The sequence below is a fragment of the Nesiotobacter zosterae genome (genome assembly GCF_033843645.1).
Taxonomy (GTDB): Bacteria; Pseudomonadota; Alphaproteobacteria; order Rhizobiales; family Stappiaceae; genus Pseudovibrio; species Pseudovibrio zosterae.
Genome location: NZ_JAWXVZ010000006.1, coordinates 76,189 through 89,086, shown reverse-complemented (window position 1 = coordinate 89,086; position 12,898 = coordinate 76,189). Strand labels below are relative to the sequence as shown.

12 protein-coding genes and 1 tRNA gene are annotated in these 12,898 nt (G+C 55.4%); 8 read left to right on the top strand and 5 right to left on the bottom strand.

All coding sequences use genetic code 11. From position 1 onward, the window contains the following. Nucleotides 1–5: 5 nt before the first annotated feature. The 3 genes from Q3Y58_RS10430 to Q3Y58_RS10420 form a co-directional block, all read right to left on the bottom strand. Nucleotides 6–788, bottom strand: a complete 783-nt coding sequence (locus Q3Y58_RS10430) for a 3-hydroxybutyrate dehydrogenase (RefSeq protein WP_319622179.1) — start codon at nucleotides 786–788, stop codon at nucleotides 6–8. A 185-nt stretch (nucleotides 789–973) separates the two neighbouring features. Next, nucleotides 974–1,459: a YHS domain-containing (seleno)protein gene (locus Q3Y58_RS10425; protein WP_319622178.1), complete on the bottom strand. Its 486-nt coding sequence runs from the start codon at nucleotides 1,457–1,459 to the stop codon at nucleotides 974–976. A 198-nt stretch (nucleotides 1,460–1,657) separates the two neighbouring features. After that, the gene (locus Q3Y58_RS10420; RefSeq protein ID WP_319622177.1) at nucleotides 1,658–2,173 is read right to left on the bottom strand and encodes a cupin; all 516 of its coding nucleotides are present in this window, start codon (nucleotides 2,171–2,173) and stop codon (nucleotides 1,658–1,660) included. Nucleotides 2,174–2,370: 197 nt separating this feature from the next. Between Q3Y58_RS10420 and Q3Y58_RS10415 the strand changes: the two genes are divergently transcribed. Beyond that, nucleotides 2,371–3,294, top strand: coding sequence for a LysR family transcriptional regulator (locus tag Q3Y58_RS10415; RefSeq protein WP_319622176.1), 924 nt, complete (start codon nucleotides 2,371–2,373; stop codon nucleotides 3,292–3,294). Between the two features lie 67 nt (nucleotides 3,295–3,361). Then, nucleotides 3,362–3,874, top strand: coding sequence for a hypothetical protein (locus Q3Y58_RS10410; RefSeq protein ID WP_319622175.1), 513 nt, complete (start codon nucleotides 3,362–3,364; stop codon nucleotides 3,872–3,874). 370 nt (nucleotides 3,875–4,244) lie between these two features. Here the strand turns inward: Q3Y58_RS10410 and Q3Y58_RS10405 are convergent. After that, nucleotides 4,245–4,321: transfer RNA gene (locus Q3Y58_RS10405), tRNA-Ile, on the bottom strand. A gap of 238 nt (nucleotides 4,322–4,559) precedes the next feature. Here Q3Y58_RS10405 and Q3Y58_RS10400 point away from each other — a divergent pair. The 4 genes from Q3Y58_RS10400 to speE all read left to right on the top strand — a co-directional run bounded on the left by Q3Y58_RS10400 (nucleotide 4,560) and on the right by speE (nucleotide 8,026). Continuing rightward, on the top strand, nucleotides 4,560–5,636 hold the full coding sequence (locus tag Q3Y58_RS10400; RefSeq protein ID WP_274218425.1) for an AI-2E family transporter: 1,077 nt from the start codon (nucleotides 4,560–4,562) through the stop codon (nucleotides 5,634–5,636). A gap of 91 nt (nucleotides 5,637–5,727) precedes the next feature. Beyond that, entirely contained in the window at nucleotides 5,728–6,462 is a 735-nt protein-coding gene (locus tag Q3Y58_RS10395) for an SIMPL domain-containing protein (protein ID WP_274218424.1), read from the top strand. Nucleotides 6,463–6,631: 169 nt separating this feature from the next. Beyond that, a complete protein-coding gene (gene speD / locus Q3Y58_RS10390; protein ID WP_274218423.1) occupies nucleotides 6,632–7,156 on the top strand; it encodes an adenosylmethionine decarboxylase in 525 nt (174 codons plus the stop codon). Further along, entirely contained in the window at nucleotides 7,157–8,026 is an 870-nt protein-coding gene (gene speE / locus Q3Y58_RS10385; protein WP_319622174.1) for a polyamine aminopropyltransferase, read from the top strand. A gap of 49 nt (nucleotides 8,027–8,075) precedes the next feature. Here speE and Q3Y58_RS10380 read toward each other — a convergent pair whose 3' ends face one another. Further along, complete coding sequence (locus tag Q3Y58_RS10380; protein WP_319622173.1) at nucleotides 8,076–9,305, bottom strand: cytochrome P450; 1,230 nt, start codon at nucleotides 9,303–9,305, stop codon at nucleotides 8,076–8,078. A 587-nt stretch (nucleotides 9,306–9,892) separates the two neighbouring features. On the opposite strand from Q3Y58_RS10380, the gene Q3Y58_RS10375 reads away from it, so the two are divergent. Both Q3Y58_RS10375 and Q3Y58_RS10370 read left to right on the top strand, forming a co-directional pair. Next, nucleotides 9,893–11,362: an MFS transporter gene (locus Q3Y58_RS10375; protein ID WP_319622172.1), complete on the top strand. Its 1,470-nt coding sequence runs from the start codon at nucleotides 9,893–9,895 to the stop codon at nucleotides 11,360–11,362. Between the two features lie 144 nt (nucleotides 11,363–11,506). Continuing rightward, nucleotides 11,507–12,898: M10 family metallopeptidase (locus Q3Y58_RS10370; RefSeq protein WP_319622171.1), on the top strand; the 1,392-nt coding region annotated here is incomplete at its 3' end.

The window sequence follows — 12,898 nt, the reverse complement described above, 5'->3', positions numbered from 1 at the left end:
CAAGTTCAATGCGCAACCCAACCGCCCTCAACCGGTATCGCAGACCCGGTAATGGAGGCGGCATCATCGGAGCACAGGAACAGCGTTGTGCCAGCCAGCTGTTCTACTGAAACGAACTGCTTGGTTGGCTGTGCCGCAAGCAGCACGTCCCGTTTAACCTCTTCCTCGGAAATGCCCCGTGCCTTGGCTGTATCTGGAATTTGCTTTTCAACCAGAGGGGTGAGTACGTAACCGGGACAGATGGCGTTGACGGTTATTCCCGCTTCGGCGGTTTCCAGCGCAACGGTTTTGGTCAGCCCAAGGACGCCGTGTTTTGCAGCCACATAAGCAGACTTGAAGGGCGATGCGACAAGACCATGGGCGGACGCGATGTTGACCACCCGTCCCCATCCCTGGGCTTTCATGCCGGGAACAACCGCTTTCATGGCATGGAAGCTGCTCGACAGATTGAGCGCGATGATCGCGTCCCATTTGTCTTCCGGAAACTCTTCGATCGGGGCAACATGCTGGATACCGGCGTTGTTGACCAGAACATCAACCCGGCCAAAAGCATCCTCTGTTGCTTTCACCAATCCGCGGACCTCAGAGGGATTCATCAGGTTTGCAGAGGTATACCGTACCTTGGAACCGAGCGCTTCCAGACGCGCACGTTCTGCCTCAACGGCCTCGGCTGGCTCGATGCCGTTCATCATCACATTCAGGCCCGCTTTCGCAAGCCCCTCGGCAATGCCAAGGCCAATACCGCTGGAGGATCCGGTAACGAGAACGGTTTTTCCAGAAAGGGTCATGGGAGAAACCTTTTTCAGTGTGTTGTTGGGAAAACAGGCCTCAATGCCGCCAAGCTACGTCTGCTCAAAAGCGCGCGGGAAAAATGTCTCGTCGATCTGTGTCGAAGAGAAACACGTAACGTTCATGGCGGAAAAGCCGCGGAGAGACCTGTGTTGTTTCACTCCGCAGCAAATCGGGGAGTAGATCAAAGGTCCTTCGGAGCCTTGTCTTTGATCTGCGGCCAGTTTGTATCCGCTTTTTGGGTGTTGCCCGGAATATCCTTCACGAACCCTTCTTTGGCCGCCGGGTAGGCGTAGACAAAAAGCATGTCGCCATCGACGCGCCACACAGCGGGGTCACCGTCCAGTTTCTTGCCCAGCGCTGCGCCCATCTGGCAAAACCCGCCATACTGCGGGGCGTATTTCGCAGGGTTGGCCGTGAACAGTTCACGGTTTTCCGTAGAGGCGAAGTGATAGGTCACGCCGTTATGCTCTGCAGTCACATCAGCAGAGCCCTTGGTCGGCTTCCCTGCTTCAAAGTAACCAACCGGGTCGAAGCCGCGCAGGCCGAGGCCGCTCTCATCAACGTTCACAGCCGCACTGGAGTTTTCATCGAAGGCAAATGCCGGTAGCGCGGCATAACCGGACAGAAGGGCCGCAGACAAACCTGCAGCAATAAAGAACTTCCTCATCGTACATTTCCTCTTGTTTTTCGTTGCCACCATGGGGTGGGTCGACACGTTTGGGACTTTGAACTCTGGCAAGTCGACCGGAGCCATGCACTGCATGACCTTAGGTGCAGCTCGGAAAATCAACCAGACTTGATTGATCGCGGACGCCTGACAATTACGTTACAGGAAGCAAGCGCCATGCTTGGGTCGGGAGCTGCATCACTGGCCGTACTGCTCTTCAGGGCTGACCCCGCGCTCCCAGCCGTAGTAGGGCTCACCGTCGGCAGGAAACGGCACCACATCGGTGGAGATGAAGGTTGCGGTTTCATCCCCGGTGTTTTCCCACCAATGGGTGAAGCCGACGCCGAACTCCTCGGAAGGCGTTCCTGCATGGTGAACGATGGGGACGGCACAAAAGCTGTTGTGTTCGGTCACGGTGCCCTTCGCCAGAAACACGATCGCCGGACGGTCAGCATGGCTGTGCGTTGGGACCGTGCCACCGGGCGCAAGCTCGAGACGCCGCTGACGCAACATGAAGTCGCCCATGTCGCGCCAGCCAGCCAGTTTGACATTGGCGATGATTTCGCGTGTCAGCCACTTCGTGCCAATCCGTTCAACATCGCGCGGCTCCGTCAGAACATGCTCGGGCGGACACTGCCCGGCATGGGCGGTTGTGGTCGCAAACGCGGCGCTAACGCCGAGGCTAATTCCAAGAACAAGGGCGGGGCTTCTCATTATATGTCTCCACTAGTCCAGTGATTTATCCCGGCGCTTCATGGCCGCTGAGAGCATATTACCTTTACGGAAGGCAAATATAAGGTACTTTGGATCTATAGGTTTCATGCACACTGTCTATGAGACATTCGAAATGGTTCATAGTATTCATTCTGACTTAAAGTCATCTTGGTGAAAGCAATAAACGGAAAAGCCCGATGGAGTTGCATCAACTTAGATATTTTGTAGCCGTTGCAGAAACGCTCAACTTCACACGGGCTGCAGAGCAATGCGGTATTTCTCAGCCGTCTCTGACCAAGGCCATACGAAAACTGGAGGATGAGTTTGGCGGCCCCTTGTTCCGCCGGGAGGGCCGCAGAACCCACCTCACCGAGCTTGGCCGCGCGATCCACCCCCGGCTGGAGCAGGCACTGGCATTGACCGAGTTCGCCCAGAAAGATGCGCTGGATTTTCAAAACCTTCGAAACTCCACGCTTACGCTCGGCTGCATGTGCACGATCGCACCCGAAAGTCTCATGAGCCTGATCGACTTCTTCCAGCGCGAGGCCCCGGAGCTTAAGCTCTGCCTGCGAGAAGGATCAGGCCAGAAGGTGGTGGATATGCTTCAGGACGGCGAGATCGACATCGCTCTGGCCGCTCTGCCCACGTATGCGGACGATCTGTCAGCCACACCGCTTTTCACCGAGAAGTATGTCATCACATTTCCGCAAGGGCACCGCTTTGCGCAAATGGACAATGTGCCTCTAAAGGCCCTTGACGGAGAGCGCTATCTGGAACGCATCAACTGCGAATACCTGACGTTTCTGGAGGCTGCTGGCTTCAAGGACGACGGGTCTGTTGACGAGCGCTTCAAGAGCGAACACGAGTCGTGGATTCAGGCAATGGTCATTGCCGGACTTGGCTGCGCGGTCATGCCGAAAAGTCTGGCATCTCATCCTCAACTGCAAAAAAGGCCGCTTGTCGAGCCGGACATCGAACGCACCGTTTCCGTCATAACCAAGAGAGGACGACGCCACACACCAGTGGTGGACCTGTTCGTGCGTCTGTGCCGATCGATTGACTGGAGCGAATTCGGAAAACCCCATCAGCAGAAAAAAGCCGTGGCCCCGGACACCGCCTGAAGCCGTGTCGCAACACAAAGCCCCATCAACGCCCATAACTCCCCCTCAACGCCCCAGGAGAAAGCCCATGCTTGCCTTAACTTCTGAACGCCCCCTCACTGCAACACTGCCCAAAATGAACGTCGACACCTTGGGATTGATGTTCATTTCAGGCTTCGTTGCCACGATTGCCTTCGACTTCTGGGGCCAGATCGTCAGCCCCGGCTTGGGCTTTGCCAATCTTTCCCCACACGGACTGGCGCAAAGCCTACTTGGCAGCTTGGGGCTGCCAAACAACGCGTTTGCAGGCTATTTCGTTCACTTCTACGTGGTCGGTCTGATCGGTTACCCAATCGGCTGGATGTACATCTTTGCCCCAATCTGGCAAAAGATCTTCGGCAACACCCATTGGTTCCTGCCCTCTGCAATCTACGGGTTTGGCCTTTGGCTTTTCGCCATCGGAGGCATCACCTTCATCGCAGGCCTGCCGTTTTTCCTGAATTTCACCGGCATCGCTTGGGTGGCCCTCGTTGGCCATGTGCTCTACGGCATCGTCATGGTCGCCGTGCTTGACGTGATAGAGCGGAAAAAAGCGCAGTAACGAGCCCCTCTTGCCAGATGCACAGCACAACACGCCCCATCCGGGCGTGTTGCTATTGAAAGAGCCTCCAAAGGCAAACCAGCCCGCCCCGTCCCTCCTGAGCAAGCCTTGTTTTCCAATGTATCTGTCCGGCAAACCTGGCTGCGATAAGCCCGCTGTGTACCACTGTGGGCTGGCAAGCTGACGGAGCGAGATCGCACCGCATCGAGCAACGGCTCACTCCTTGGCACAGCCGCTCACCATGGCGCTGTGGCTGACGCAACAACAAACAGCATCCGAACCGCGACAAAGCTCCCAGTTCTTCAAGTCTCGTATGTCGGGGGTAGCAGTGAGGGCATCAAGCAGCATTTTCAACGCCGCAATGGGAAGGTGGTAGGCCCGGAGGGACTTGAACCCCCAACCAGTCCGTTATGAGCGGACGGCTCTAACCAGTTGAGCTACAGGCCCTTACCAGATGCTTTTCCTATACCAACCTGCCTCACCGAGTAAACACCCTAGTTACAACAGGTTTTTGCGCAAGCGTGGGTTTCTGTTGAAATCTGTGTTTGCAAGAAGATGCAAGCCAAGCTCTTCATTTGCATTGTGGATGCAGGACGTTCATCCTCTCCATGCTCAAATAGTTGCATATCTTGGAGGTCCTCCCTAGGTTCCAAGCCATAACGCTCCGCCCGCGCAGGTACCTGAAATGAATAGCACTCTGCTAAAACTGACACTCGCCCTCATTCTCGTCATGCTGATCGGGTGGCTTTTGGTCATCGGCAGATCCATTCTCATCCCGCTCATCATCGCCTCCGTCCTGTGGTACCTGATCTCGTCTCTGGCAGAAGCCGTTCGCTCCGTTCCTTATCTGGGCCGCCTTGTGCCGCGCCCATTAGGCATTGTGGTGTCGTTGTGCCTGATGCTGGTCGCTGGCAAGTTCGTCTTCGACATCGTTTCCACCAGCCTTCAGCAAATGGCCGCCGACGCTCCGCTCTACCAGCGCCGTCTGGATGAGGTGTTCCTCACCATTTCCACCCAGCTGAAACTGGATGACCCCATCGGCCTTTCTGATGTGCTGCCCAACTTCTCCATTGGCCAGACAATTTCCGCCGCTGCCGGCGTGCTGACGACAATTGCAGGTTCCAGCACACTGATTTTCGTCTATGTGCTGTTCATGATCTTCGAAGAAAGCACCTTTGACCGCAAGATCGAAGCCTTCTTCGACCGCCCCGAGCGCGCACGCCTTGCCCTCGGCATTCGCCGTGAGATCGGCCAGCGCATGCGCCACTATGTGGGCATCAAGACCGCCATCAGTCTGGCCACAGGGTTTCTCACCTACTTCCTGCTGAAGGCGGTCGGATTGCCCTACGCCGAGCTGTTTGGCTTCATTACGTTCCTGCTGAACTACATCCCAACGATCGGCTCCATGATCGCCGTTGTCTTCGCCAGCATGTTCGCACTGGTGTTCTTTGACAATTTGAGCAACTTCTTGATCGTCGCCATCGGTTTGGGTCTCATTCAGTTCGTCCTTGGCAGCATTCTCGACCCCCGCCTCATGGGCACCAGTCTGAACATCTCGCCCCTGGTGATCATCATCTCCTTGAGTTTCTGGGGCTCGATTTGGGGCGTCATCGGAATGGTGCTATGTGTACCTCTGATGGTATTCATCATCATGGTGTGTGCGCAGTTCCCGGCATCCCGGCCCATCGCCATCCTGTTCTCCGGAAACGGTGAGGTCGGCGAGCCAATACTGCTAGAGGACAAGACAAAACCGCTGAATTGACAAGGCCTTGCCTGAGTGCTGCCGCATTCCTCCCGTTCTCTCGCATCAACGGCAACTGCCACAAACTCCAGCATTTCACGGAGGACTAAAAATGTCTTTTAAGAAGCTCGCAGGTCTTGGCCTGGTTTCAGTTCTTGCACTTAGCGTTGTATCCACCAGCCTGCCAGCCATGGCGCAAGACAGCAACACCCACACCATCACGGTTTCCGGCTCGGGAAGCGTCAGTGTGGTGCCAGACCGTGCCATCGTGGTCTCCCGTGTTGTCACCCAGAAAGCCTCTGCTCAAGAGGCGCTCTCTGAGAACTCGCAGCAGGTCAAAGCACTCATCGAACAAATTCAGGCCGCAGGTATCGAAGACAAGAACATTCAGACCTCCGGTTTTGGCATCAACCCGGTCTACGACAACTCAAGGCAGTCACGCGAAAACGGCGAAGCACCACAGATTGTGGCTTACCGTGTCAGCAACGGCGTGGAAGTGGCCAGCGACGATGTCAGCAAGCTGGGAGCCCTGCTCACCTCCATGGTTGATGCAGGTGCCAACAGCGTGGGTCAGATCAGCTTTGTGGTTTCCGAACCTGAGGAGAAGCTGGATGAGGCCCGTCAGATGGCCGTAAAGGACGCCCTGCGCAAGGCAAAACTTTACGCAGAGGCCGCAGGCGTTGAACTTGGTGATATCCTCACCATCAATGAAAGCGGCTCCGGCAACTACCCGCGTCCAGAAGTTATGTACATGGCGCGGGCAGCAATGGACAAGGCTGCGCCCATCTCGGCTGGCGAAGAACAGCTTTCCGCGAATGTGGTCTTAACCATTGAGCTGGAACAATAATCATCAAAAGGCCCTCCCTTTGAGGGCCTTTTCTTTGTGTCGCGTTTTTGCAGCTGTGCACGTGTAATGCGAGCACTCAGAATATTCATCATTGTAATCATAGGTGATTTTCTATAGAGAGGCCGGACCGGAATGACCCGGGGTACATCTACTGGTTGGGGAGAGCGCCATGTCTCACGACGCCCTCTTTCAATTGGGGATGGACTTGGAGGCTCGCTGGGCAAAAGACACGCCCCTTTCTAAGATTGAGCCAAGAAGCACCACCCAAAAGGAAGAAAACTCTAAGCTTGTTGCCGGTGTTACAGGCAACGATGATAATCGACTGGACCACTTCATTGAACGTGATGGTGTTCAGTGCGCTGGTGCGCATTTGATTATCGACCTTTATGATGCCAAGCGTCTCAACGATCAGGCATACATAGAGGAAACCTTGAAGCGCTGTATTGATGCTGCAGGCGCAACGCTGCTGCATATTCATCTTCATCCTTTTGAGCCCACTGGAGTAAGTGGGGTGGCCGTGTTGGCTGAGAGCCATATCTCAGTGCACACCTGGCCGGAATGTGGTTACGCCGCCTTTGACGTGTTCATGTGCGGCGATGCAAAGCCAGAAGTCTGCGTTGACATTCTCAAGCAGGCCTTCGCGGCCGAGCGAGCCGAAGTCAACGAACTCCTGCGCGGCAAGGAGGTCAACTAAGTGACCAGGAAGTACTTTGAGGAGACGCTTTACGAGGGCGTACAGGTCTCCTTTCGGGCCGACAACATCATCTTTGAGCAAAAGACAGAGCATCAGGACATGGTGCTCTTCGACAATCCGGTGTTCGGCCGGGTGCTCATGCTCGATGGCGTTACACAGGTAACCACCTCAGACGAGTTCATCTATCACGAGATGATGAGCCACGTGCCCATTCTGGCGCATGGCAACGCCAAGCACGTCGCCATTGTTGGCGGCGGCGACTGCGGCATGGCTGAGGAAGCACTCAAGCACAAGACCATCGAAAAGCTGACACAGATCGAGATCGATCAGTCCGTCGTCGACTTCTCCGTTGAACACTTCTCCGCGTTCAACACTGGCGTTGTCGATGATGAGCGCTTCAATCTCGTCATCACCGATGGTGCGCGCTACTTCAAGGAAACGAAAGAGCGTTTCGATGTGGTCATGGTCGATTCAACCGATCCCCATGGCCCCGGCGAAGTGCTCTTTACCGAGGAGTTCTACCGCGATGTGCATGCAACCTTGAAGCCGGGCGGTGTTCTGGTCACCCAGAACGGCGTGCCGTTCCTGCAGCGTCAGGAGCTGGTGGACAGCATCTCGCGCTTTTCTCGCATCTATAATGATGCCTACGCCTACGTGGCGGCCATTCCGACGTATTTCGGTGGTCACATGACCCTTGGCTGGGCCACAGATGACGAGACGCTGCGCCGCGTGCCGCTGAGCACGCTGGAGGAGCGTTTTGCGCAAGCGGGCATCGAAACCCGTTACTACACGCCTGAGGTTCATCAGGCGGCCTTTGCCCTGCCCAAGTTCATCTTGGACGCTGTGAAGGATGGAAAAGCCGCCGCTTGAGGCCGCTGATATTGCGTACAGGCTTTGACTGCCAGAGCCTGTACGTCCCTCACCTTGCTACCAGCCGGACTGGCAGAGATTTGTAGCAGCGCAGACTGAAGTTCTCACTGTGCCGCAACTGCCCCGGCAAACTCTCTATGCGGCTGGTCATCTTCAACAGTTCTTCAAAGGCGATGCGGCTTTCCATACGGGCCAGTTGAACACCCGCGCAAAGGTGGTGCCCCGTGCCAAACGCCAAATGATGGTCGTGCGTGCGCGTCACATCCAGCTTGTTCGGTTCAGCCAGCAAAGCCGGGTCGCGTCCCGCCGCACCAAGCATCACAAGCACCAACTCTCCCCTTGCGATCGTCGTTTCACCCAAACGCACGTCTTCCTTGGCAACCCGGCCCACATACTGCACGGGGCTGTCGAGACGCAAAAACTCCTCGATGGCGTTCGGGATCAGCTCGGGCCGTTCGCGCAACACCTCAAACTGCGCAGGATTGTCCATCAGCAGCTTCAGACCATTTCCCAAGAGTGCCGTTGTCGTTTCATTTCCTGCATTCAGCAGCAAAATGGTGTTCGCCAGCAGCTCGACTTCGGAAAGGACATGGCCGTCCCGCTCCGCCAGCACCAACTCGCTCAACAGGTTGTCACCGGGCGACCTGCGAATCTCGGCGACACGCTCAAAAAGATAAAGCTTGAAAGCCCTTACGCTGCTCAACCCATCTTCAAGCTGCTGCTTGGTCAGGTGCGTGTAGTAGTTCAGCGCGACCACAGTGTAGTCATCGCACCACTTCTTCACCAGATGCCGGTCCTCCTCAGGAATGCCAACTATATCGGAGATCACAAGAATAGGCAGAGGAATGGCAAAGTCCGCAATGAAATCCGCCTCCGGCTTTGCCAGCATCGCTTCTATCAGCGCACGCCCCCGCGATCTGATAGGCTCTTCGTAGGTTTCAACCGCCGTTCTGGTAAAGGCATGGTGGACCAAATCCCGCAACCGCCCATGCAGCGGCTCATCCACTTGAACCATCAAAACCGACAGGATATCAAAGAGTTCCTGATAGTCTTCAGCGTAACGATGGCGCACCTTGGAAACGCGATCCGACGAAAACCGAGGATCTTTAAGGGCCGTCTTGCAGTGCTCATAACTGGTTAAAACCCAAGCGCCCATTCCCTCATCCCAGTGTACAGGGTCACGAGCCCTCAGCCGCTGGTAGAGCGGATAGGGGTTCTCAATCATCGCAGGACCGAACAGACCGGTGTTCCCGCTGTACGCGGCTGAGGTGGTTTTCATGAAGTAGCCTCCACTTTTCTTGTTTTCGCCGAGCTTACCGGCAAAACGCCCCCATTTCCCGCAAAAACGCAGCAGAGCGTAAACGTGAGGCGCCCTCAAACTTGTCCCCCCTATCCGGTGCCCGGCTACCATCAAGTCTGTGCCCACGAAACCGGGCCGTGGCGGGCCGTCCGCCACGTGTCGTGGGCCAGACGGGCCAATGGAAAGGGGTAACGCATCTTTCCAGAGGAGCCAGTGAAGCGTAACCCGAGCGAGGCCGCATGGTTCGGGGGGGAAGAGCCTTTGCTGTGGGCGTACAGCGGTGGCAGGCAACTGCCTATTCGCGTCCATGAGTGAAGGAATCAACGCTTCATCAAAATGTCTGGGCAAGGCGCCAGCCAATGCCGAAGACTCAAGTTTAATTTTCAAGCGCAGGCATTGCCTGTACGCCTTGCCACTCCCGCTACGGCGGAAAACCCCACCATACTCTCGGCGGCGTGCCGCGCGGAGGTCCTCGGCGTATTTTTGCACACGATGAATATAATAAGACTTTACTTTTTTAATTGGCTCGGAATATAAAAATAAAAATCTTTCTAAAAGGCATCCACATGACTCACTCTCCCTCCCCTGAGCTGACCGAGGACGCGTCCTCCACCGCAAGCGTCAAGCGCCCCCACCCCTTTCTGGAACTCGTGTCCTCCCCGTATTTGCTGTCCTCCACACTGATCTGCCTTGGCGTAGGCTCCCATGCGGTAAATGGCATCGTGTCAAACGCCGTGCTCCCCAGCATCATCCGCGACATTGGCGGGCAAGACCGCGCCTTCTGGATTTTCAGCTTGTTTCAGGTGGCTTCGATCATGTCTGGCACTGTCACCGGCACCTTCAAGGGCCGCCTTGGCGCGCGGTCTTTGTTTGTGCTGGCCAGTCTCATTCTCGCCGCGGGCTCGTTGCTGGCAGGGGCGGCCTCCAATCTGGAGTTGCTGCTTGTCGGGCGTTTCCTGCAAGGCTTCGGCGAGGGCATGATCGTTGCGGTCATTTACGCCGTCATTCCCCAGCTCTTCCCGGAGCGTTTGGTTGCAACGGTTTTTTCCATGACCGCGTTGGTGTGGGCCATGGCCGCCGGTGTCGGGCCCATCGCAGCGGGCGCCCTGACGGAGACATGGTCGTGGCGTGCGGCATATTACGTCAACCTGCCCCTGGTGCTGGTGCTGCTCGTCCTTGCCGTCACCGCAATGCCGAAGGAAGAAGCAAGCAGCCAGAAGACCTCGCGCAAGGATCTGGACATGCTGCCCCGTCTGGGATTGATCGCGCTTGCAATCTTGATCATCAGTTTTGTCGGCGAGGTGCGCAGCGTTGCCGAAGGGGCGCTCTATTTGGTCGGCGGCATGGTCCTGCTTTTTCTGGCCCGCGCATGGGACCGCGTGGCAGCGAGTCCCTTCATCCCTAAAACCGCGTTTCAGCTCAACAGCATCGTAGGCTTGGTCATGTGGATCATGTTGCTCACCGCCGTCTCCGCATCGGTGCGCATGGTGTATGGCAACGCCATTCTGCAAAGCTTGTGGGGACTGGGTGTCACCGAAGCGGCTTACGCCATGGCAACCCTTGCCTTCGCATGGACCATTGCGGCTTGGTTTGTCGCAAACACGCAGGATGCCAAGGCCCGCGCGCGGCTCATCAGCATTGGCATCAGCTTCATCGCACTGGCCCTCGCCACCATGGCACTTTCCCTGCACCTTGCCTCATTACCCCTGTTCGTCTTTGCCTGCATCTTATCAGGCGTGGGCTCCGGCCTTTCAAACCAGTTCCTGACCCGCTCCGTAATGTTCTCATCAAGTCAAGAAGACAGGGATAGAGCCTCGGGAATCCTGCCGACGCTCACCAATGGTGGCATTGCAATCGGCGCAGCCCTTGCCTCCTTGCTAGCCGCAATCTTCGGAATGTCATCAACAACAACCGAAGAACTGGTCACAGCACAAGCGGCGACATCTGCAGGCCCAACCGTCTTCGGCATCATGGCCATCCTCTCCGCCATCGCCGCCCTGCTCTCCTTCCGCCTGCGGAAACACTTGACGGGCTAGATGAAGATAAGAATAAGTATAAAATAACTTAAATTGCAACAATCAGAATAGAAAATAATGGATACATTGCTTTATTTATTCAAATTTCCTGACCCATGTTGTAAATCTCTGGCAAATGGGCCTACATGATTCAAGGAAACGACTATGTGCTGTATTTGCAACGCAGGGGAATTTGGTTGCTTTGACACGAGTATCGAAGGTGAATTGAACACCGCGTCCCCAAACTCAGCTAGCCGGGGCGAGTATTTCTATACTCCAACGGGAGATCAGAATATTGATGGCCTGATCTGGGGAACCCGATGGAACGATACAAACATCACCTACAGGTTCCCTACTCTCGAGTCTCAAATCAGCCCAGGATATGAAACTGAAGCAGAGTCAATCGTTGGGTTCAACAACGCCTGGAAAGTTGCGGCACGCGAAATCTTTGACAACTATGAAGAGGTGAGCAACCTGGTTTTTTCGGAAGTAAGCGCCTCTTCGGACTCAAACCTGACGCTTGCAAGAACAAACGACACCAGCATCTCGACCGCGTATGGCGTCTATCCATATGGAGGGGGAGAATCCTCTCAGTGGTACCGTAATAGCAACTACGATACCACGCCTGAAAAAGGCACATACACGTGGCATACAATCATCCATGAAACCGGCCATACTTTAGGTCTGTCTCATGGGCATGAAGCCCGAAGCACAGGCTTTTTCCCAGCTCAAGCTATGGAATATGATCGAGACTCAATGGAGTTTTCGGTCATGACCTATCGTCCCTACATTGGCAGCTCAGAGGGAGGGGGCTACACCAACGAGCGCTACGGCTATGCCCAATCACTCATGATGTATGACATCGCAGCCATCCAAGAGCTATATAGCGCGAACTACGACCACAATTCTGAAGATACGAGATATACTTTCTCAACCACCACGGGCGAGATGTTCGTCAACGGTGTTGGTCAAGGGGCACCTGGAGCCAATCGGATTTTTCTGACGATTTGGGATGGTGGCGGCAACGATACCTATGACTTTTCAAACTACTCAACAAATTTGGATGTAGATTTGTCGCCGGGGTATTGGTCGACATTGTCTGATGGCCAGATTGCCTATTTGGGTCATGGAAACGATGCGCGCGCAAATGTGTTCAACGCGTTGCTTCATGACAATGATACCCGCTCACTGATCGAAAACGCGATTGGCGGCAGTGGCAACGACAAGCTCGTTGGCAATCAAGGTAACAACCGCCTTGAAGGCGGCGCAGGAAACGATGAACTTGTCGGCTATGACGGCGATGATGTTTTGGTTGGCGGCGACGGCGCTGATCTCATGAACGGCGGCGCAGGAGACGACTGGATTAGCTACACCGAGTACAGCGATGTAAATCTCAGCTCAATAATTGACCTAAGGACAGGAACGGGCACCGGAGGAATCGCCGAAGGCGATCAATACAGAAACATCGAGAACGTAAATGGCTCGGTCGGAAAAGAAGAAATGCGGGGCTCAGACTTCGCAAACGTACTGAACGGACGTCAAGGTGATGACGTGCTG

Coding starts and splice junctions, on each gene's coding strand:
- Q3Y58_RS10430 (WP_319622179.1), bottom strand. CDS start 788: ATGACCCTTTCTGGAAAAACCGTTCTCGTTACCGGATCCTCCAGCGGT.
- Q3Y58_RS10410 (WP_319622175.1), top strand. CDS start 3,362: ATGCTTGCCTTAACTTCTGAACGCCCCCTCACTGCAACACTGCCCAAA.
- speD (WP_274218423.1), top strand. CDS start 6,632: ATGTCTCACGACGCCCTCTTTCAATTGGGGATGGACTTGGAGGCTCGC.
- Q3Y58_RS10395 (WP_274218424.1), top strand. CDS start 5,728: ATGTCTTTTAAGAAGCTCGCAGGTCTTGGCCTGGTTTCAGTTCTTGCA.
- Q3Y58_RS10415 (WP_319622176.1), top strand. CDS start 2,371: ATGGAGTTGCATCAACTTAGATATTTTGTAGCCGTTGCAGAAACGCTC.
- Q3Y58_RS10380 (WP_319622173.1), bottom strand. CDS start 9,305: ATGAAAACCACCTCAGCCGCGTACAGCGGGAACACCGGTCTGTTCGGT.
- Q3Y58_RS10400 (WP_274218425.1), top strand. CDS start 4,560: ATGAATAGCACTCTGCTAAAACTGACACTCGCCCTCATTCTCGTCATG.
- Q3Y58_RS10375 (WP_319622172.1), top strand. CDS start 9,893: ATGACTCACTCTCCCTCCCCTGAGCTGACCGAGGACGCGTCCTCCACC.
- Q3Y58_RS10425 (WP_319622178.1), bottom strand. CDS start 1,459: ATGAGGAAGTTCTTTATTGCTGCAGGTTTGTCTGCGGCCCTTCTGTCC.
- Q3Y58_RS10420 (WP_319622177.1), bottom strand. CDS start 2,173: ATGAGAAGCCCCGCCCTTGTTCTTGGAATTAGCCTCGGCGTTAGCGCC.